At 73.0% G+C, this 18,234-nt stretch carries 19 protein-coding genes; 14 read left to right on the top strand and 5 right to left on the bottom strand.

The genetic code is table 11. The features are described from left to right. Window positions 1-3 precede the first annotated feature (3 nt). From FFT10_RS17750 to FFT10_RS17730, 5 genes are all read left to right on the top strand, one after another. A complete protein-coding gene (locus FFT10_RS17750) occupies window positions 4-786 on the top strand; it encodes an FAD binding domain-containing protein (protein ID WP_137734191.1) in 783 nt (260 codons plus the stop codon). A gap of 61 nt (window positions 787-847) precedes the next feature. Next, on the top strand, window positions 848-1,780 hold the full coding sequence (locus FFT10_RS17745) for an AAA family ATPase (RefSeq protein ID WP_137734190.1): 933 nt from the start codon (window positions 848-850) through the stop codon (window positions 1,778-1,780). Between the two features lie 19 nt (window positions 1,781-1,799). Then, entirely contained in the window at window positions 1,800-3,002 is a 1,203-nt protein-coding gene (locus FFT10_RS17740; RefSeq protein ID WP_162854863.1) for a vWA domain-containing protein, read from the top strand. Window positions 3,003-3,033: 31 nt separating this feature from the next. Further along, a complete protein-coding gene (locus FFT10_RS17735; protein WP_137734189.1) occupies window positions 3,034-3,579 on the top strand; it encodes an SRPBCC family protein in 546 nt (181 codons plus the stop codon). 28 nt (window positions 3,580-3,607) lie between these two features. Next, entirely contained in the window at window positions 3,608-4,750 is a 1,143-nt protein-coding gene (locus FFT10_RS17730) for a substrate-binding domain-containing protein (protein ID WP_137734188.1), read from the top strand. Between the two features lie 12 nt (window positions 4,751-4,762). Here FFT10_RS17730 and FFT10_RS17725 read toward each other — a convergent pair whose 3' ends face one another. Together FFT10_RS17725 and FFT10_RS17720 are read right to left on the bottom strand one after the other, a co-directional pair. Further along, complete coding sequence (locus FFT10_RS17725) at window positions 4,763-5,452, bottom strand: helix-turn-helix transcriptional regulator (protein WP_137734187.1); 690 nt, start codon at window positions 5,450-5,452, stop codon at window positions 4,763-4,765. A gap of 9 nt (window positions 5,453-5,461) precedes the next feature. Next, complete coding sequence (locus tag FFT10_RS17720; RefSeq protein ID WP_162520834.1) at window positions 5,462-5,983, bottom strand: cupin domain-containing protein; 522 nt, start codon at window positions 5,981-5,983, stop codon at window positions 5,462-5,464. 142 nt (window positions 5,984-6,125) lie between these two features. Between FFT10_RS17720 and FFT10_RS17715 the strand changes: the two genes are divergently transcribed. From FFT10_RS17715 to FFT10_RS17690, 6 genes are all read left to right on the top strand, one after another. Further along, window positions 6,126-6,302, top strand: a complete 177-nt coding sequence (locus FFT10_RS17715; RefSeq protein ID WP_137734185.1) for a DUF2256 domain-containing protein — start codon at window positions 6,126-6,128, stop codon at window positions 6,300-6,302. Continuing rightward, on the top strand, window positions 6,295-7,842 hold the full coding sequence (locus FFT10_RS17710; RefSeq protein ID WP_228027163.1) for a cryptochrome/photolyase family protein: 1,548 nt from the start codon (window positions 6,295-6,297) through the stop codon (window positions 7,840-7,842). Before FFT10_RS17715 ends, FFT10_RS17710 begins: the two co-directional genes overlap by 8 nt. A gap of 5 nt (window positions 7,843-7,847) precedes the next feature. Continuing rightward, entirely contained in the window at window positions 7,848-9,071 is a 1,224-nt protein-coding gene (locus tag FFT10_RS17705; RefSeq protein ID WP_137734184.1) for an FAD-binding domain-containing protein, read from the top strand. A gap of 74 nt (window positions 9,072-9,145) precedes the next feature. Beyond that, window positions 9,146-10,561 (top strand): M16 family metallopeptidase, encoded by a 1,416-nt coding sequence (locus tag FFT10_RS17700; RefSeq protein WP_228027162.1) that lies wholly within the window; start codon window positions 9,146-9,148, stop codon window positions 10,559-10,561. 2 nt (window positions 10,562-10,563) lie between these two features. Further along, window positions 10,564-12,051, top strand: a complete 1,488-nt coding sequence (locus FFT10_RS17695; RefSeq protein ID WP_162520833.1) for a M16 family metallopeptidase — start codon at window positions 10,564-10,566, stop codon at window positions 12,049-12,051. A gap of 14 nt (window positions 12,052-12,065) precedes the next feature. After that, on the top strand, window positions 12,066-13,145 hold the full coding sequence (locus FFT10_RS17690) for a patatin-like phospholipase family protein (RefSeq protein ID WP_137734182.1): 1,080 nt from the start codon (window positions 12,066-12,068) through the stop codon (window positions 13,143-13,145). A gap of 3 nt (window positions 13,146-13,148) precedes the next feature. Here the strand turns inward: FFT10_RS17690 and FFT10_RS17685 are convergent, their stop codons facing one another. Together FFT10_RS17685 and FFT10_RS17680 are read right to left on the bottom strand one after the other, a co-directional pair. Then, window positions 13,149-13,592, bottom strand: coding sequence for a gamma-glutamylcyclotransferase family protein (locus FFT10_RS17685; protein ID WP_137734181.1), 444 nt, complete (start codon window positions 13,590-13,592; stop codon window positions 13,149-13,151). 20 nt (window positions 13,593-13,612) lie between these two features. Further along, complete coding sequence (locus tag FFT10_RS17680) at window positions 13,613-14,596, bottom strand: 2-hydroxyacid dehydrogenase (protein WP_137734180.1); 984 nt, start codon at window positions 14,594-14,596, stop codon at window positions 13,613-13,615. An 81-nt stretch (window positions 14,597-14,677) separates the two neighbouring features. On the opposite strand from FFT10_RS17680, the gene FFT10_RS17675 reads away from it, so the two are divergent. The 3 genes from FFT10_RS17675 (at window position 14,678) to FFT10_RS17665 (ending at window position 17,235) form a co-directional block, all read left to right on the top strand. After that, window positions 14,678-15,532 carry a M90 family metallopeptidase gene (locus FFT10_RS17675; protein WP_228027161.1) on the top strand — a complete coding sequence of 285 codons (855 nt, stop codon included), beginning with the start codon at window positions 14,678-14,680 and terminating at the stop codon, window positions 15,530-15,532. A gap of 69 nt (window positions 15,533-15,601) precedes the next feature. Beyond that, window positions 15,602-16,090 carry a VOC family protein gene (locus tag FFT10_RS17670; protein WP_137734179.1) on the top strand — a complete coding sequence of 163 codons (489 nt, stop codon included), beginning with the start codon at window positions 15,602-15,604 and terminating at the stop codon, window positions 16,088-16,090. 83 nt (window positions 16,091-16,173) lie between these two features. After that, the gene (locus FFT10_RS17665) at window positions 16,174-17,235 is read left to right on the top strand and encodes an alpha/beta fold hydrolase (protein WP_137734178.1); all 1,062 of its coding nucleotides are present in this window, start codon (window positions 16,174-16,176) and stop codon (window positions 17,233-17,235) included. 15 nt (window positions 17,236-17,250) lie between these two features. Here FFT10_RS17665 and FFT10_RS17660 read toward each other — a convergent pair whose 3' ends face one another. Continuing rightward, on the bottom strand, window positions 17,251-18,168 hold the full coding sequence (locus tag FFT10_RS17660) for a thioesterase family protein (protein WP_137734177.1): 918 nt from the start codon (window positions 18,166-18,168) through the stop codon (window positions 17,251-17,253). Window positions 18,169-18,234: the final 66 nt, after the last annotated feature.

Here is an 18,234-nt window from a genome sequence, read left to right as displayed (position 1 = left end):
ACCATGCAAGCTTTCGCCTACTCCAATCCCGCCTCGGTGGCCGATGCCGCCCGTGCCGGTGCCGCCGACGGCGCCAAGTTCATCGCCGGCGGCCAGACGCTGCTGTCGTCGATGAAGCTGGGCCTGGCCGCGCCCGAGGCGCTGGTCGACCTCGGCGCCATTGCCGACCTGAAGGGCATCACCGTGTCCGGTGGCACCGTCAAGATCGGCGCCATGACCACCCACGCCGCGGTGGCCGCCAGTGCCGACGTGCAGAAGGCCATCCCGGCGCTGGCCCACCTGGCCGGCAACATCGGTGATCGCCAGGTGCGCAACCGCGGCACCATCGGCGGCAGCCTGGCCAACAACGACCCGGCCGCCTGCTACCCGGCAGCGGTGCTGGGCCTGGGCGCCACGGTGCACACCAACACCCGCAGCATCGCCGCCGATGACTTCTTCACCGGCATGTTCTCCACCGCCCTGAACGAAGGCGAAGTCATCACCGCGGTGAGCTTCCCCATCCCCGAGAAGGCCGGCTGGCAGAAGTTCAAGCAGCCGGCATCGCGCTTCTCGATCGTGGGCGTGTTCGTCAGCAAGGGCCCGCAAGGCGTGCGCGTGGCGGTCACCGGTGCTGGTTCGGGTGTGTTCCGCGCGTCGGATCTGGAAACCAAGCTGGCCGCCAACTGGTCGGCCGCCGCGCTGAACGGCGCCACCGTCAGCGCCGAGGGCCTGAACAGCGACCTGCACGGCTCGGCAGAGTACCGGGCCGCGCTGATCCCGGTGCTGGCCGGCCGCGCTGTCGCCTGAGCCTTCCGTCCCGCCTGTGAAAACGCCGCACCCGGTGCGGCGTTTTTCTTGGAGCCTCGACTTGTCCGACACCGCCCTGCCCACCAGCATCGACGACACCCTGGCCCGCCTGTCGGCGCTGGACTATGTGGCCGACCGCCAGCTGGCCACGTGCGTCTACCTGGCGCTGAAGCTGCAGCGCCCGCTGTTCCTGGAGGGCGAGCCCGGCACCGGCAAGACCGAGATCGCGCGCACCCTGGCAACGATGCTGGGCCGGCCGCTGATCCGGCTGCAGTGTTACGAGGGGCTGGACCTGGCTGGCGCGGCGTACGAGTGGAACTATGGCCGCCAGATGATGGAAATCCGGCTCGCAGAGGCCACCGGTGGTGGCGCCAAGGAGAGCCGCGACGCCCTGGCCAACGAGCTGTTCAGTGAGCGCTTCCTCACCAAGCGCGCCTTGCTGCAGGCCATCGACCCGGCCAATCCGGTGCCGCCGGTGCTGCTGATCGACGAGCTCGACCGCGCCGACGAGCCCTTCGAGGCCTTCCTGCTGGAGGTGCTGGCCGACTACCAGATCACCATCCCCGAGCTGGGCACGGTGAAGGCCAGCCAGCCGCCGATCGTCATCCTCACCAGCAACCGCACGCGCGAGATCCATGACGCGGTCAAGCGCCGCTGCCTGTACCACTGGGTCGACTTCCCGGATGCCAAGCGCGAGCTGGACATCCTGCAGCGCCGCGTGCCCGGCATCGGCCCGGCGCTGGCGGCGCAGATCGTCGCCTTCATCCAGAAACTGCGCAGCCTGGAGCTGACCAAGCTGCCCGGCATCGCCGAGACCATCGAATGGACCCGTGCGCTGATGGAGCTGGATGCGATGGTGCTCGATCCCGAGGTGATCCAGCACACGCTGGGCGTGCTGCTGAAGTACCAGGACGACATCGCCCGCATGCAGGGCAGCGAGGCCGCCCGCCTGCTCGACCAGGTGCGAGAGGAAGCCCGCGTCGCCGGAGGCTGACCGGGGCTGACCTGCTGCCATGCTGTTCAGCAAGAACTCCCCCGGCCACCTGGCCGAGAACGTGATGCACTTTGCCCGCGTGCTGCGCACCGCCGGCATGCCGGTGGGCAGCGACCGGGTGCACACCGCGCTGGCGGCGCTGCAGGTGGCGGGGCTGGAGAGCAAGCGGGATTTCCACGCCGTGCTGTCGGCCTGCCTGATCGACCGCATCGAGCACCGCGAGCTGTTCGACCAGGCCTTCGTGCTGTTCTGGCGCGATCCGGACCTGATGGGCCGCATGCGCGCGCTGCTGCTGCCCAAGGTCAACCTGAAGGAGGGCGCCCAGCCGCCGCCGCCCGAGAACCGCCGCCTGGGCGATGCGCTGTTCCCGCACCAGCCCAACCGCCCGCCCGACGAGCCCGAGCAGGAGCAGGTGGAGATCCATGCCGAGCTGACCTGGAACGACCGCGAGGTGCTGCGCCAGGCCGATTTCGACACCATGACGGCCGACGAGTGGCGCGAGGCCCAGCGCCTGCTTCGGCAGCTGCAGCTGGTGTTCGAGCCGCTGCCCACCCGCCGCACCCGGCGCGCCACCCGCCCCGGCACCGCCGACTGGCGCGCCACGCTGGCGGCCATGGCCCGCCATGGCGGCGAGCTGTGGGACACCCGCTGGCGTGCGCCGCGCATCCAGCCCGCGCCGCTGCTGGTGCTGGCCGACATCAGTGGCTCGATGAGCCGCTACTCGCGCATGCTGCTGCACTTCGCCCATGCCCTCGGCCATGCCGATGCCAAGGTCGAGAGCTTCGTCTTCGGCACCCGGCTCACCCGCACCACCCGCCTGCTGAAGAGCCGCGACCCCGACATCGCCGTGGGCCAAGTGGTGCGCGCGGTGGCCGACTGGTCGGGCGGCACCCGCATCACCACCAGCCTGCATGATTTCAACCAGCACTGGGCGCGCCGGGTGCTGACCGGCCGCACCACGGTGCTGCTGATCTCCGACGGCCTGGAGCATGGCGACACGAAGCAGCTGTCTTTCGAGATGGAGCGCCTGCACAAGCGCTGCCGCCGCCTGGTGTGGCTGAACCCGCTGCTGCGCTTCGCCAAGTTCGAGCCGCGTGCCGCCGGCATCCAAGCCATGCTGCCGCACTGCGACAAGTTCCTGCCGGCACACAACCTGCAGAGCCTGGCCGATCTGGTGGGCGTGCTGTCCGCGCCTGACGCAACGCCCCGCCGCCCGCACTGAACCCTCTCATTTCTCCCCTTCCGGATCCACCATGGAACTCACCAGCCAACAGACATTGCCCGTTGCCCAGGCCCAGGCCTGGGAGGCGCTCAACGACATCAGCCTGCTCAAGGAATGCATTCCCGGCTGCGACGGCATCACCGCCACCGGCGAGAACCTGTACGAGGTGCTGATCACCGCCGCCATCGGCCCGGTGAAGGCCAAGTTCAAGGGCAAGCTGCAACTGGAGAACCTGCAGCCGCCCAACAGCTACACCCTGCGCTTCGAAGGCCAGGGTGGTGCGGCCGGCCACGGCAAGGGCACCGCCGAGGTCAGGCTCGAAAGCGCCGGCCCGCGCAGCACCGTGCTGCACTACACCGCCAAGGCCACCGTAGGCGGCAAGATCGCCCAGCTGGGCTCGCGCCTGGTCGACATGGCGGCGCAGAAGATGGCCACCGAGTTCTTCGACACCTTCAACACCAAGCTGCAGGCGCGCTACCAGGTGGCGCCCGAGCCGTTGCCGGCGGTGGTGGCACCAGCGCCGCAAGGTCTGGTTGCAAAGCTGCTGGCGTGGTTGAAGCGCCTGTTCGGCGGCTGACACGGCCCCGGCGCGGAGAATCACCGCCATGCAATCCCGCGGTGTCCATCTCCAGTACAGCTTCGAGTCCACCGGCCAGCGCGGCGCTGCGCTGCACAACCCGCTGTTCGAGTTACTGCAGGCCGTGCATGAGCACGGCTCGATCCAGCATGCGGCCAAGCACCTGGGCGCCAGCTACCGCCACATCTGGGGTGCGCTCAAGCGCTGGGAAGCCACGCTGGGCGAGCCGCTGGTCACCTGGTCCCAGGGCCAGCCGGCGCGGCTGACGCCCTTTGCCGACCGCCTGCTGTGGGCCGAAAAGCGGGCCCGCGCCCGCCTGACGCCGCACATCGAGGCGCTGCGCGCCGAGCTGGAGCGGGTGCTGGCCGAGGCGCTGGACGGCAGCCAGCATGTGCTGACCGTCTTCGCCAGCCACGACCTGGCGCTGCCGATGCTGCGCGACCTGGCCAACCGCGACCACGGTCTGCACATCGACCTGCGCTTTGCCGGCAGTGTGGATGCGCTGGCGGCCTTGTCGCAGGGCCGCTGCCGGGTGGCCGGCTTCCACGTGCCGGCGCTGCCGGGCGGCTCGCGCCAGTTCGCCGCGGCGATGAAGCCGCTGCTCAAGCCCGGCCTGCACAAGCTGATCGGCTGCGTGCGCCGCACCCAGGGCCTGATGGTGCAGCCCGGCAACCCGCTGGGCCTGCAGGGTCTGGCCGACCTGGTGCCGCGCAATGGCCGCACGCCGCGATTCCTCAACCGGCAGAGCGGCTCGGGCACGCGGCTGCTGATGGACCACCTGCTGGCCGAGCAGGGCCTGGCGCCCGAGGCCATCCCCGGCTGGTTCCAGCCGCCCGAGGACAGCCACCTGGCCGTCGCCGCCGCGCTGGCCAGCGGCGGGGCCGATGCCGGCCCGGGCATCGAGGCGGCGGCCCGGGCCTTCGGCCTGGGCTTCCTGCCGCTGATCGAGGAAGACTATTTCCTGGTGTGCCTGAAGGATGCACTCGAGCACCCCGCGGTGCTGAAGCTGCGCGAGGCGCTGGCCAGCACCGCCTGGCAGCAAGCGCTGCAGGCCCTGCCGGGCTACGCGCCGTCCAGCGGCGGCCAGGTGCTGTCGCTGACCCAGGCGCTGCCGTGGTGGAACTTCCGCCAGGCCAAGAAGCCGGCCGGCGACGGGCTGCAGCCGGCTTGAGGGCGGGCCGGCTCAGCAGGCCGCCGGATCCCCCTGCAGCCGCAGCAGATCGGCCAGGCTGCGGCCGGGCTCGTCGCGGAAGCGTTCGTCCAGCACGGTGATGGCGGCGATGCGGTCGACACGGAAGCTGCGGAAGTCCTGCCGGGTCTCGCACCAGGCGGCCAGCGTCCATACCTGGCCCCAGAAGAAGCTGCCCAGCGGCCGCACGGTGCGCGTGCTGGCCTGGCCCTTCAGGTCCAGGTAACGCAGCTGCAGCTTGCGGCGGGCCTCGGTGGCCAGGCGCAGCGTCTCCAGCCGGGCACGGGTGTCGGCATCGGGCCCCACCGGCGGCGCGTAGACGGCCAGGCTCTCGGCGGCGGCGCGGGTGGCCGGCGGCAGCACCGCCAGCATCTTCGACAGCGCGGCCTCGGCCTGGGCCGCCAGCGGCCCGTCCAGCCGCGGCTGGGCCAGGCGGATGGCAGCCACCAGGGCCTGGGCCTCGCCGGCGGTGAACATCAGCGGCGGCAGGTCGAAGCCGGCGCGCATGCGGTAGCCCACGCCGGCCTCGCCCTCGATCGGCACGCCCTGGCCCTGCAGGTCGGCCACGTCGCGGTAGACGGTGCGGGTGGACACCTGCAGCCGCCCGGCCAGCCACTGGGCGGTGCTGAGCCGCCGGCCGCGGATCAGCTGCACGGTCTGGAACAGGCGGTCGGCGCGGCGCATGTTGCAAGCCTACTCGCCGTCCCAGTAGTCGACCACCTGGCCGTTGCGCACCAGCACATGGTCGGTCTGCGGCGCGTCCCCCGGCGTGGTGCCGGGCCGGGCGTCGAACCAGCCGGTCTTGCCGCTGTCGGGGTAGTCGCAGATCTCGGGTGTGTGCTGGCTGCTGAAGGCCAGGTAGCGCAGCTCGGTGGATCCGGTGTTGGTGATGGCATGCGCCGTCTCCGGCCCGCCGGCGGGGCAACCCACCACATCGCCTTCGCGCAGCGGATGGCGGCGCCTGCCGTGGCGCAGCTCGCCGGTGCCGGCCAGCACCACGAACAGCTCGTCGTTGTGGCGGTGGCTGTGGAACGGGAAGGCCTGCCTGCCCGGCGGCACCGCCACCAGGCTGCAGCCCAGGTGGGTCAGCCCCAGCGTGCTGCCGATGCGGCCGGCGCGCATGGCGATGCGCTGCGCGATGGCGGGCGGTGGTGCCCAGTCGGCCGGGCGGGGCAGCAGGGGCACATCGGCCAGGTTCAGCAGGGGGGCGGGCATGGGCTGTCCTCGTCGTCGGGGTGGGTCCAGGCCTGGATGCTGCGCCGGGCCTGCTGACAACGGCATGGCAGCAGCCTGTCGCCGGTTTGCATCGGGTCGACCGAGGCCGGCCGGCGCAGCCGGCGCCTGCCGACAATGCGCCATGCGTGCCAACCAAGACTTCAAGGGCAACAAGCAGTCCCTGCCCAGCAAGCCCTGCACGGTGTGCGGCCGGGCGATGACCTGGCGCAAGGCCTGGGCCAAGAACTGGGCCGAGGTCAGGCACTGCTCCGACGCTTGCCGCCGCGGCACGCCGCGCGGGGGAGTGCAGCGTGCCTGAACCGTTGCGCCACCTGGTGCTGGTGCTGGGCGACCAGCTCGACCGCAGCAGCAGCGCCTTCGACGGCTTCGACGCCGCGCAGGACGCGGTGTGGATGGCCGAGGTGGCCGAGGAATCGACCCACATCCCGTCCTCCAAGCAGCGCACCGTGCTGTTCCTGTCGGCGATGCGGCACTTCGCGCACGACCTGCGCCGCGACGGCATCCCGCTGCACCACCGCCAGTTGGACGACCCCGCCAACCAGCACAGCCTGGCTGCCGAGCTGGACGCCGCCATCACCCGCCTGCGCCCCGCCGGGCTGGTGCTGACGGCCCCTGGCGACTGGCGGGTGCTGCAGGCGCTGCGCGGCGTGGCCCGCCAGCACGGCCTGCCGCTGGACCTGCGCGACGACCGCCACTTCTTCAGCACCGTGCGTGACTTCGCCGACCATGCCAGCGGCCGCAAGCAGCTGCGCATGGAGTACTTCTACCGGGCAATGCGCCAGCGCCACCGCATCCTGATGGATGGCGACCAGCCCTGCGGCGGGCAGTGGAACTTCGACGCCGACAACCGCCAGGCCTTCGGCCGCGACGGCCCCGGCCTGCTGCCGCCACCCACCCGCGTGGCGCCCGATGCCACCACCGAGGCGGTGATCACGCTGGTGGCGCAGCGCTTCGCCGGCCATCCCGGCCAGGCCCGGCCCTTCGGCTGGCCGGTCACCCGCGCCCAGGCCCTGCAGGCGCTGGACGACTTCATCACCCACCGCCTGCCGCACTTCGGCACCTGGCAGGACGCGATGTGGGCCGGCGAGCCCTGGCTGTACCACGCCCACCTCGGTGCGGCGCTCAACCTCAAGCTGCTCAACCCGCGCGAGGTGGTGGCCCGTGCCGAGGCCGCGTACCGTGCGGGCCAGGCGCCGCTGCCGGCGGTGGAGGGTTTCATCCGCCAGATCCTGGGCTGGCGCGAGTACGTGCGCGGCATCTACTGGACGATGATGCCTGGCTACGCCGAGCACAACGCGCTGGACGCACAGCAGCCGCTGCCGGCCTTCTTCTGGACGGGCGACACGCCGATGGCCTGCCTGCGCGACGCCATCGGCCAGACCTTGCAGCATGGCTATGCCCACCACATCCAGCGGCTGATGGTCACCGGCCTGTACACCCTGCTGCTGGGCGTGCAGCCGCAGCAGGTGCATGCCTGGTACCTGGGCGTCTACGTGGACGCGGTGGAATGGGTGGAGCTGCCCAACGTGCTGGGCATGGCGCTGTTCGCCGATGGCGGCGTGATGGCCAGCAAGCCCTACGCCGCCACCGGCAAGTACATCCAGCGCATGGGCAACCACTGCAGCGGCTGCCGCTTCGACCCGGCGCAATCCACCGGCGACAAGGCCTGCCCCTTCACCACGCTGTACTGGGACTTCCTGGGCCGGCATGAAGCGCGGCTGGCCGCCAACCCGCGCATGGCGCTGCAGGTGAAGAACCTGGCCCGGCTGTCGGCCGACCAGCGCAGCGCCATTGCCGCGCGGGCCGATGCCATCCGTGCCGGTGCCCTGGCCACCTGATGCCCATGCCCAGCGAGCTGTTCCCGCCCACCCTGGCCGCCGCGCAGCTGCGCATCGCCGCCATCGACCCCGCGGCCTATGCCCGCAGCCGCAACCACCTGGGCGGGGCCGTCACCCGGCTGTCGCCCTACCTGGCGCACGGCATCGTCAGCCTGACCCAGGTGGCCGCCGGCGTGGCCGAACGCCATGCCCTGCCGCTGACCCACAAGCTGGTGCAGGAGCTGGGCTGGCGCGCCTTCTTCCACCATGTGGCCCGGCACCGGGGCGAGGACATCCTGCAGAGCCTGCATGCCGGCCCGCGCCCCGAGGCCGACTACGACCCGGCGCTGCCCGACGATGTGCGCCAGGCCCGCACCGGCGTGCCGGCCATCGACCAGGCGGTGCGTGCGCTGTATGCCACCGGCTGGCTGCACAACCATGCGCGCATGTGGCTGGCCAGCTATGTGGTGCATGTGCGCGGTGTGCACTGGCGCGCCGGTGCCGACTGGATGCTGGCCCACCTGCTCGATGGCGACCGCGCCAGCAACCACCTCAGCTGGCAGTGGGTGGCCGGCACCGCCAGCCACAAGCCCTACCTGTTCAATGCCGAGAACGTGGCCCGCTACACCGCCGGCAGCCATGACGCCTGGGACAGCCGCGGCAGCATGATCGACACCGGCTACGACACGCTGGAGACCTGGGCCCGCGGCCAGGCGCCGCTGCCGCGCCACCGGCCCGCCGGTGGGGGCGTGACCGAGCCGGTGCTGTGGCAACAACTGCCGCCCGGCGTGCCAGCACCGGGTGAACTGCCGCCTGCCGATCTGGTGGCCGGCCGCCAGGTGCAGCTGGTGCACCCCTGGGCGCTGGCCGAGCCGCCCGCCGATGCCGACCCCGCCGTGCTGCGCCTGGGCGTGTGGCCGGCCGAGCACTTCAGCCGCTGGCCCTGGACGGCGCGGCGCTTCGCCTTCGTGGCCGCGCGCATGGCGGCGGTGTGCCCGCTGGTGGTGTGGGCCAACACCGCCGGCCTGCAGCGGGCGCTGCGGCCGGCCGCGCGGGTGCGCACCATCCAGCATCCCGAGCTGCCGGCCAGTTGGCCCACCGCCTGGCGCCAGCCGCCGACGCCCTTCCTGCCCGAGCCTGGCAGTGCCTGCAGCTCGTTCTCGCAGTACTGGCGCCAGGCCACGCGGCGCATCGCCACACTCGACGAACTGCCAGGCTGGCCGCTGCCGCAACAGGCCGGGCTGTTCTAGCGGACAGCCTGGGCGGCTGCAGCATCGGCGATGATGCCGGCGTCGCCGCTCCGACGCTGTTGCAGAAACCGCCCATGCCCCTGATGCCCAACCGCCGCCACACGCTGGCCTGGCTGGCTGCCGCCGGTCTGCCGGCCGGTGCCGCCGCGCAGGCCACGCCGCCGGTGCCTGCCCCGGCCACTGCTCCCACCGCCGCCCCGCCACGCCTGGGCATCGCGCTGCCGCCGCTGGCGCTGCGCCAGCGCACGCTGGCCAACGGCCTGCAGGTGGTCAGTCTGCCCACCGCCGGGCCGGACGCGGGCGGCACCGTCAGCGTGCAGGTCTGGTACCGGGTGGGTGGCAAGGACGATCCGGCCGGCCGCTCGGGCTTTGCGCATCTCTTCGAACACCTGATGTTCAAGCGCACCAAGCACATGCCCGACGAGATGTTCGACCGCCTGACCGAGGACGTGGGCGGCCAGAACAACGCCTTCACCGCCGAGGACATGACGGCCTACCAGAGCGAGGTGCCGTCCAACCACCTGGAACGCATCCTCTGGGCCGAGGCCGAACGCCTGGCCAACCTGCTGGTCGATCAGGCCGCCTTCGAGAGCGAACGCAAGGTGGTCATCGAAGAACTGCGCCAGCGCGTGCTGGCCGACCCCTACGGCCGGCTGTTCAATGCGCTGCCCGGCCTGGCCTTCGAGCGCCACCCCTACCGCCGGCCGGTGATCGGCAGCGAGGCCGACCTGAACGCTGCCACGCTGGACGACGTGCGCCGCTTCCACGCCACCTACTACCGGCCCGACAACGCGGTGCTGATCGTGGTGGGCGACTTCGACGTGCCGCAGCTCGATGCCTGGGTCGACCGCTACTTCGGCCCGCTGGCGCGGCCTGCGGCGCCGATCCCCCGGGTGACCGAGCGCGAGCCGCCGCGCATGCAGGACAGCCAGGCCCGCGTCACCGGCCCCAGCGTGCCGCTGCCGGCCGTGGCCCTGGTGTGGAAGGGCCCGCCGGTCACCCACCCCGATGCGCCGGCGCTGGAGCTGGTCCAGGCCCTGCTGTCGGCCGGTGAGTCATCGCGGCTGAACCAGGCCCTGGTCTACAGCGCCCGCACCGCCCAGGCGGCCGGCTTCAGCGCCGACCTGTATGCCGATGCCGGCTTGCTGGCCGCCTATGCGATTGCCGGCAGCGGCCAGAGCCTGCGCAAGCTGGAGACGGCGCTGCTCGACCAGCTCGTGCTGCTGGCCCGCGGCAAGGTGGGCTACGACGAGATCGACAAGGTGCGCACCCAGGTGCTGACCGGCGCACTGCTGCGCCGGCAGACGCCGCAGGGCCTGGCGCAGGACATCGGCATGGCCATGCTGCAGACCGGCGACGCCCGCGAGGCCGACGGCCGCATCGCCCGCCTGCAGGCGGTGCGGGTGGCCGATGTGCAGCGGGTGCTGCAGCAGCATGTGCTGAACGCCCGCCGCGTCACCATCGACTACACCCAGGGTCCGGCCGCATGACCATGTCCATTCCCCGCCGCCGTGCCCTTGCCAGCGCGCTCACCGGCGCCATCGCCCTGCCGGCCGCCATGCTGGCCACCCGTGCCGCGGCCGCGCCCGGCGTCGACGAGCCGCCGCTGCCGCAGCCGCCGCGGCCGCTGCAGCTGCCCGCCTTCAGCCAGCAGACCCTGGCCAACGGCCTGACCGTGGTGGTGGCGCCGCGGCCCGGCCTGCCGCTGCTGAGCCTGACGCTGGCGCTGCGCGCCGGCCCCGAGGCCGACCCCGCCGGCCGCCCCGGCGTGGCCGAGATGCTGGCCACGCTGTGGCCCAAGGGCGCCACCCGCGGCGGCCGCCGGGTCGGCGCGTCCGAGATCGCCCGCCAGGCCGAGGCCCTGGGCAGCGCGCTCGACGCCCGCAGCAGCTGGGGCGCCAGCACGCTGGCGATGACCGTCACCACCACCCGCGCCGAGGCGGCGCTGGCGCTGATGGCCGATGTGCTGCGCCGTCCGCTGCTGGCCGCGGATGAACTGGAGCGCGCCCGCGCCCAGGCGCTGGATGCGCTGCGCGTCACCCTGGGTGACCCCGGCGAGGTGGCGCGGCTGGTGCTGCGGCGCAGCTTCTGGGGCGATGTGCCGCATGGCCGCGTGGCGCCGCCGGCGGCGGTGCAGCGGCTGACACTGGCCGACGTGCAGGCCTTCCAGTCCACCTGGGTGCGGCCCGACCAGGTGGCCCTGGTGCTGGCCGGCGACACCACGCCCGAGGCCGGCCTGGCCCTGGCCCAGCGCCTGCTGGGCGACTGGCGTGCACCGGCCGCGCCGCCACCGGCACTGGCGCTGGCGGCGCCGCGCCCGCTGGACAAGCCGCTGGTGCTGGTCGACCTGCCCGGCGCCGGCCAGTCCGGCGTGGTGGTGGCCGCGCCCTTCGTTGCCCAGGCGGCGGCCGAGCGGCCGGTGGCGCTGGTGGCCAATGCGGTGCTGGGCGGCGGCTACTCGGCGCGGCTGAGCCAGGTGGTGCGCATCCAGCGCGGCCTCAGCTACGACGCCCGCAGCCTGGCCGAGAGCTTTGCCGGCGGCGGCATGGTGGTGGCCCAGAGCCAGACCAACCACCCCACCGCGGCCGAGGTGCTGGCCCTGCTGCGCGGCGAGCTCACCCGCCTGGCCGATGCACCGCCCACGGCCGACGAACTGGCCGCCCGCCAGGCCACGCTGGTGGGCGGCTTCGCCCGCCGGCTGGAGACCACCGCCGGGCTGTCGGCGGTGCTGGTGGGCCAGTGGGCCGCCGGCCGGCCGCTGGCCGACCTGGCCCGCCACGTGCCGGCCATCCTGGCCGTCACCCCGGCCCAGGTGCAGGCCTTCGCCCGCCAGCACTGGACGGCCGGCGCGCTGCGTGCGGTGGTGGTGGGCGACCTGGCTGCCGCCGGCGATGCGCTGGGCGCCCAGCAGCCCGGCACGCTGCGCCTGCGCCTGTCGGAACTCGATCTGGAACAGGCCGGCCTGCGCAAGCCGGGCTGATGATTGCCACCACCATGCCCAGCCGCCGCACCCCCCGCCCCGTCGCGCCGAAGGACAACCCCATCGCCCTGGCGCTGCAGGGCGGCGGCTCGCACGGCGCCTTCACCTGGGGCGTGCTCGACCGCCTGCTGGAAGACGAGACGCTGCCGATCGGCGGCATCTCCGGCACCAGCGCCGGCGCGCTGAACGCGGCGGTGCTGGCCTGCGGCTGGGTGGATGGCGGCCGGGCCGGCGCGCGGGCGGCGCTGCGGGCCTTCTGGCTGGACGTGGCCAGCCAGCAGTCGCCCTGGCGCGGCGGCTGCTTCGGCGGCCCGCGTGGGCTGGCGGCCTACAACCTCGACAACCACCCGCTCTATGCCTGGCAGCAGCAGTTCCTGCGGCTGTTCAGCCCCTACCAGTTCAACCCGCTGGGCGCCGACCCGCTGCGCGAGGTGCTGCAGCGCCATGTCAGCCGCGCGCGGCTGGAGGCCAGCCCGATCCCGCTGTTCATCATCGCCACCGCGGTGCGCACCGGCCAGCCGCGGGTGTTCGAGCGGGCCGATCTGGACATCGATCCGCTGCTGGCCTCGGCCTGCCTGCCGCAGCTGTTCCGTGCGGTGCAGATCGACGGCGAGCCGTACTGGGACGGCGGCTACAGCGGCAATCCGGCGCTGTGGCCGCTGGTCTACAACACGCCCTCGCTGGACCTGGTGCTGGTCAAGATCAACCCGCTGGTGCGCCCGGGCACGCCCGACACGCCGGCCGAGATCGCCGACCGCGTCAACGAGATCACCTTCAACCAGTCGCTGGTGGGCGAGATGCGGGCCATCGACTTCGTCAACCGGCTGCTGGCCGAGGGCAAGCTGAGCGCCGGCAGCTACAAGGGCCTGCGCCTGCACATGGTGGCCGACGATGCCGGCCTGGCGCCGCTGCAGGGCTCCAGCAAGGTCAACACCGACCGTGGCTTCCTGGAGGCGCTGCATGCGCTGGGCCGGGCGGCGGCCGAGCGCTGGCTGGCAGCCCACCGGGCCGATGTGGGCGTGCGGTCGTCGCTGGACCTGCGCGGCACCTTCCTCGCGCCGCGCACGGCACCGGGGCGCCTTGCACCGGGCTGAGCGTCAGCCCTGCCGCAGCCAGTAGCCGCGTGCCAGGTCCAGGGTGTACTCGGCGAACGGGCCCTCGGTCGCCAGGCATTGCGGCAGGTGATCCGCCGGCTTCAGGTAGGCCTGGGCCTCGCAGGGTTCGTCAGCGCTGTCGGCATCCAGCAGGCTGACCGGCCGGCGCACGTAGCCGGTCGGCCGGCCCACTTCCTCCAGCACGTCCATCGCCGCCAGCGTGGCGGCGTCCACCTCGTACACCTCGCCCCAGACCGGCAGGCCCTGGCCGGGCTGGTCGAGCAGCCAGGGCGCGCGGTCCTCCTGCGGCAGCCGCACCACCAGCAGCGGATACGCCAGCCGGGTGCGGAAGCGGCCGGGCAGCCGGCGGCCGGTGTTGATGCCGTGGTTGGGAAAGCCTTGCTTCAGCGTGCCGTAGACGAACAGGCGGATCGGCGGCGCTGGCATGGCGGCGTGGGTCGGCCCGGTCAGTAGCCGCGGGCCAGGTCCACCGCCGCGGCGGGCCGCTGTCCGGCGCGCACGGCGGCCAGGTTGTCCAGCGTCTGCCGCACCATCACCGCCGGATGGGTGCGGGTGGCGATGTGCGGCGTCACCGTGATCTGCGGATGGGTCCAGAACGGATGGCCGGCGGGCAGCGGCTCCTGCGCGAAGGTGTCCAGCGTGGCCGCGCCCAGCTGGCCGCTGGCCAGCGCGGTGAGCAGGTCGGCCTCCACCAGGTGCTCGCCGCGGCCCACGTTCACCAGGTGGGCGCCGCGCGGCAGCTGGGCGAACAGTGCCGCATCCAGCAGGCCGCGGGTGGCGTCGGTCAGCGGCAGCAGGTTGACCAGGGTGTCGCAGCCGGCCAGGAAACCGGCGCGCTGGTCGTCGCCGTGGAAGAGGGCCACGTCGTCGGGCAGCGCCTCGCCAGCCGCGGGCGCGCTGCGGCGCCAGCCGCGCACGCTGTAGCCCAGCGCCTGCAGCGCGCGGGCACAGGCCACGCCCAGCGTGCCCAGGCCGGCAATGCCCACCCGATGGTGGCCGGTGGGCTGCACCGGCTGCGTCTTCCACAGCTGCTGGCCGGCCTGGCGCAGCAGCTGGCCCAGGTGGCGCTGCTGGTGCACCACCGCCCACACCACGTAGGCGGCCATGCCGCTGGCCATTTCGGGGTCGACGATGCGGCACAGCGGCACACCGCGTGGCAGCGTGGGGTCGCTGCTGAGGTGGTCGATGCCGGCGGCCAGGGACTGCACCAGCCGCAGCCGCGGCAGCGTGGCCAGCACGCCGGGCGCCGGCTGCCAGCAGGCGGCGGCCTCGATGTCGTCCAGCGCGCCCAGATCGCTGCCCAGGCGCAACTGCACGCCAGGGCAGGCGGCCTCGAAGGCCGGCACCAGGAAGGCCAGGTCCACCGCGCGGCTGAGCAGGGCGATGACCGGCGGCGGCTGCAGCGGTGCGGGGGTTGGGGTGTCGGGCATGGCCGCATGCTGCCATGGCCGGCAGCGTCCACCGGACCAGGGGCCCTTGATTTGCGCCGCCGCCGGCCCATCTGCCACCGGGTGACTGCCGATCCCGCCACCGCTGCCGCCCTGGCCCCGGGCGCCTGGGCCATGCTCGCCGTGGCGGGTGCTGCGCTGGCCGGCGTGGCCGCGCTGCTGAGCCAGCCATGGCGGCAGGCGCGGCGCCGTGCGGCCATCGCGGCGCAGCCGTTCCCGCCGGCCTGGCGGCGCATCCTGCGCCGGCGGGTGCCGGCGGTGGCGCGGCTGCCGGCCGATCTGCAGCAGCGGCTGAAAGCACACATCCTGGTCTTCCTGGCCGAGAAGCCGTTCGTCGGCTGTGCCGGCCAGGTGGTCGACGACGAGGTGCGGCTGACCATCGCCGCCCAGGCCTGCCTGCTGCTGCTGGGCCAGGCCGGTGGGCCGCCCTACCCACGGCTGCGCCAGGTGCTGGTGTACCCGGGCGCCTTTGCGGTGCAGGCCGCGCAGGCGGCCGAGGGCGGCGTGGTGCAGGAGCAGCGCCAGGCCCTGGCCGGGCAGAGCTGGGCCCATGGCCAGGTGGTGCTGGGCTGGGCCGAGGTGCTGGCCGGCGCGGCCGATCCCGGCGACGGCCAGAACGTGGTGGTGCATGAGTTCGCCCACCAGATCGACCAGGACAGCGGCACCGCCGACGGCCGCCCCTGGTTGCCCGGCCGGGCGCGGCGGCGGCGCTGGGCCGCAGTGATGGACGCCGCCTACTGGCGCCTGCAGGAACAGCCCTCGGCGCTGATCGGCAGCTACGCCGCCACGGCACCGGCGGAGTTCTTCGCCGTGGTCAGCGAGCTGTTCTTCGAGCAGCCGCAGGCCCTGGCCGCGGCCGAGCCCGAGGTCTACCGCGAGCTGGCCCTGCTCTACCAGGTGCATCCGCTGGCCTGGTAGGCCAGGTGCCCCCGCTGGCCTGGTGAACAGGCACACTGGCTGCCTGCCGACCGCGCCCCGGAGACTGCCGTGATCCACCAGCTGCACCACAACGCCTACCGCTGCCGCGATTCGGAGCAGACACGCGCGTTCTACGAAGACTTCCTCGGCCTGCCGCTGGCCGGCACGCTGGAGATCACCCAGACCAAGAGCGGCCGCGACACCCATGTGCTGCACACCTTCTACCGGCTGGCCGAGGGCTCGTTCCTGGCCTTCTTCGAGGCGCCGGACATGCCCTTCGACTTCAAGCCCCAGCATGACTTCGACCTGCACATCGCGCTGCGGGTCGACCGGCCGGTGCTCGATGCGATGTTCGCCAAAGGCCGGGCACTGGGCATCGAGACCCGCGGCGTGTCCGACCACGGCTTCATCGACTCGATCTACTTCCGCGACCCGAACGGCTACGTCATCGAGCTGTGCACGCCCCGCCCCGGGCACGACCGGCTGATGGACCCGGCGCACAACGGCGCCCGCGACATCCTGGCGCGCTGGACGGCGGCCAAGGCTGCCGCCGGCTGAGCCGGCCGCCCATCGGGCCGGACCCGATGGCCGCGCCGCGCCGCGCGGGGTGTACTGGGTGTCTGTCCACCGAGGAGCTGCCGATGTCCCACCTGTTCTGGCGCGCCCTGGCCGCCCTGGCCCTGTGCCTGGCCACCGCGCTGCCCGCTGCCGCCCAGACTGCCACCGACGGCAGCTGGGTCATCCGCAACTTCCGCTTCAAGTCGGGCGAGGTGCTGCCCGAGCTGCGGCTGCACTACACCACCGTCGGCAACCCGCAGGGCGAGCCGGTGCTGCTGCTGCACGGCACCACTGGCAACGGCCGCGGCCTGCTGTCGCCGGCCTTCGGTGGTGAGCTGTTCGGCCCCGGCCAGCCGCTGGACGCGCAGAAGTACTTCATCGTGCTGCCCGATGCCATCGGCCACGGCAAGAGCAGCAAGCCGTCCGACGGCCTGCGCGCCGGCTTCCCGAAGTACGGCTACGAGGACATGGTGGTGGCTCACCACCGCCTGCTGACCGAGCACCTGGGCATCAAGCGCCTGCGCCTGGTGCTGGGCAATTCCATGGGCGGCATGGAGACCTGGCTGTTCGCCCAGATGTACCCCGGCTTCGCCGACATCGCCGTGCCCATGGCCAGCCTGCCGGTGGCCATGTCGGGCCGCAACTGGATGATGCGGCGGCTGATCGTCGACAGCATCCGCAACGATCCGGCCTGGCAGGGTGGCAACTACACCACGCAGCCGGCCAGCGCGCGGGTGGCCTCGGTGTTCTATGCGCTGGGCACCAACGGCGGCAACCAGGCGCTGTACAAGGCCGCGCCCTCGCGCGAGAAGGCCGACGCCCTGGTCGATGCCCGCCTGCAGGCGCCGTTCGCCGGCGACGCCAACGATGTGCTCTACCAGTGGGATTCGTCGCGCGACTACGACCCCTCGGCCGGGCTGGAGAAGATCCAGGGCGTGCTGCTGGCCATCAACTCGGCCGACGACGAGCGCAACCCGCCCGAGCTGGGTGTGCTCGACCGCGAGATCAAGCGGGTCAAGGGCGGCCGCATCCTGCTGATCCCCGGCAGCGAGGCCACCGCCGGCCACGGCACCACCGGCCAGGCCAGATGGTGGAAGGCCGAGCTCGACAACCTGCTGCGCACCGCGCCCCGCCTGGCGCCCTGACGGCGCAGCGCCCGCTCAGGCCCCCGGCAGCAGGTACGGCGCCAGCGCCGCGCGCGAGGCCTCGGGCAGCGCCGCGGGGCGGCGGCTGGCGTGGTCGATCGCCACCATCACCGAGGTGGCCTCGGCCAGGCAGTCGGCACCGTCGAAGACCATGCTGCGCACGGCCATCGACCGCTCGCCCACCCGCGACACGCCGGTGCCCAGCTGCCAGCCCGCCGGGATGGGCCGCCGCTGCAGCCAGCGCAGCGCCACATGGGCCACCATGAAGCCCACCGCGGCCTGCACCCGCTCGGCACCGAACACCCGGGTGAGGAACTGCACCCGGCCCTGCTCGACACAGCGGGCCAGCGTGTGGTCGCTGGTCTGGCCGCGCGGGTCGGCGTCGGCGAAGCGGGCGGTCATGCCCAGCTGCCAGGGCCAGGCATCGGGATGGGCCGGCATGCCGGTGGCCGGTGGGGCCGCGGCCACCGGCGTGGCGGCGCTGCCGTCGGCCAGCGCCGGCTGGGCCGCCAGCAGGGCCTGCAGCCGGGTGCGCAGATCGGCCGGCAGCGGCGCCGGCCGGCCGTCGGCCCAGACCGACAGCGTGGCCTGGTGCAGGCCGGCGCAGTGGCCATGCTGGAACAGCGCGGTGCCGATCTGGAAGCCGCCATCATCCACGCCCAGCAGCCGCGTGCCGGTGGCCAGCGGCGTGGGGTAGTGGGCCTCGGCCAGGAAGTCGGTGGCATTGGCCTGCATCGCCAGCAGCGGCTGGGTGCTGCGCCACAGGTCCGGGCCCAGGTGGGTCAGCAGCCAGTGCTGCAGCAGTTCGCCATGCAGGCCGATCTGCGCCACGTTGTTCATGTGCTGCCAGGCGTCCAGATCGGTCACGCGGGGCAGCAGCGTGCCGGCGTCCGGGTAGGCGGCGGGCTGGCGCCGCCAAGCTTGGGTTTTCATGGCCGCAGTCTAGAAGCGCCACCCCCTGTCCGGGTGTCGCCTCGGTGCGTCCCCCTTGCCGGTTGG

This window comes from Pseudaquabacterium pictum (assembly GCF_005403045.1).
GTDB lineage: Bacteria > Pseudomonadota > Gammaproteobacteria > Burkholderiales > Burkholderiaceae_C > Pseudaquabacterium > Pseudaquabacterium pictum.
This window is presented reverse-complemented; position numbering and strand designations above follow the sequence as displayed.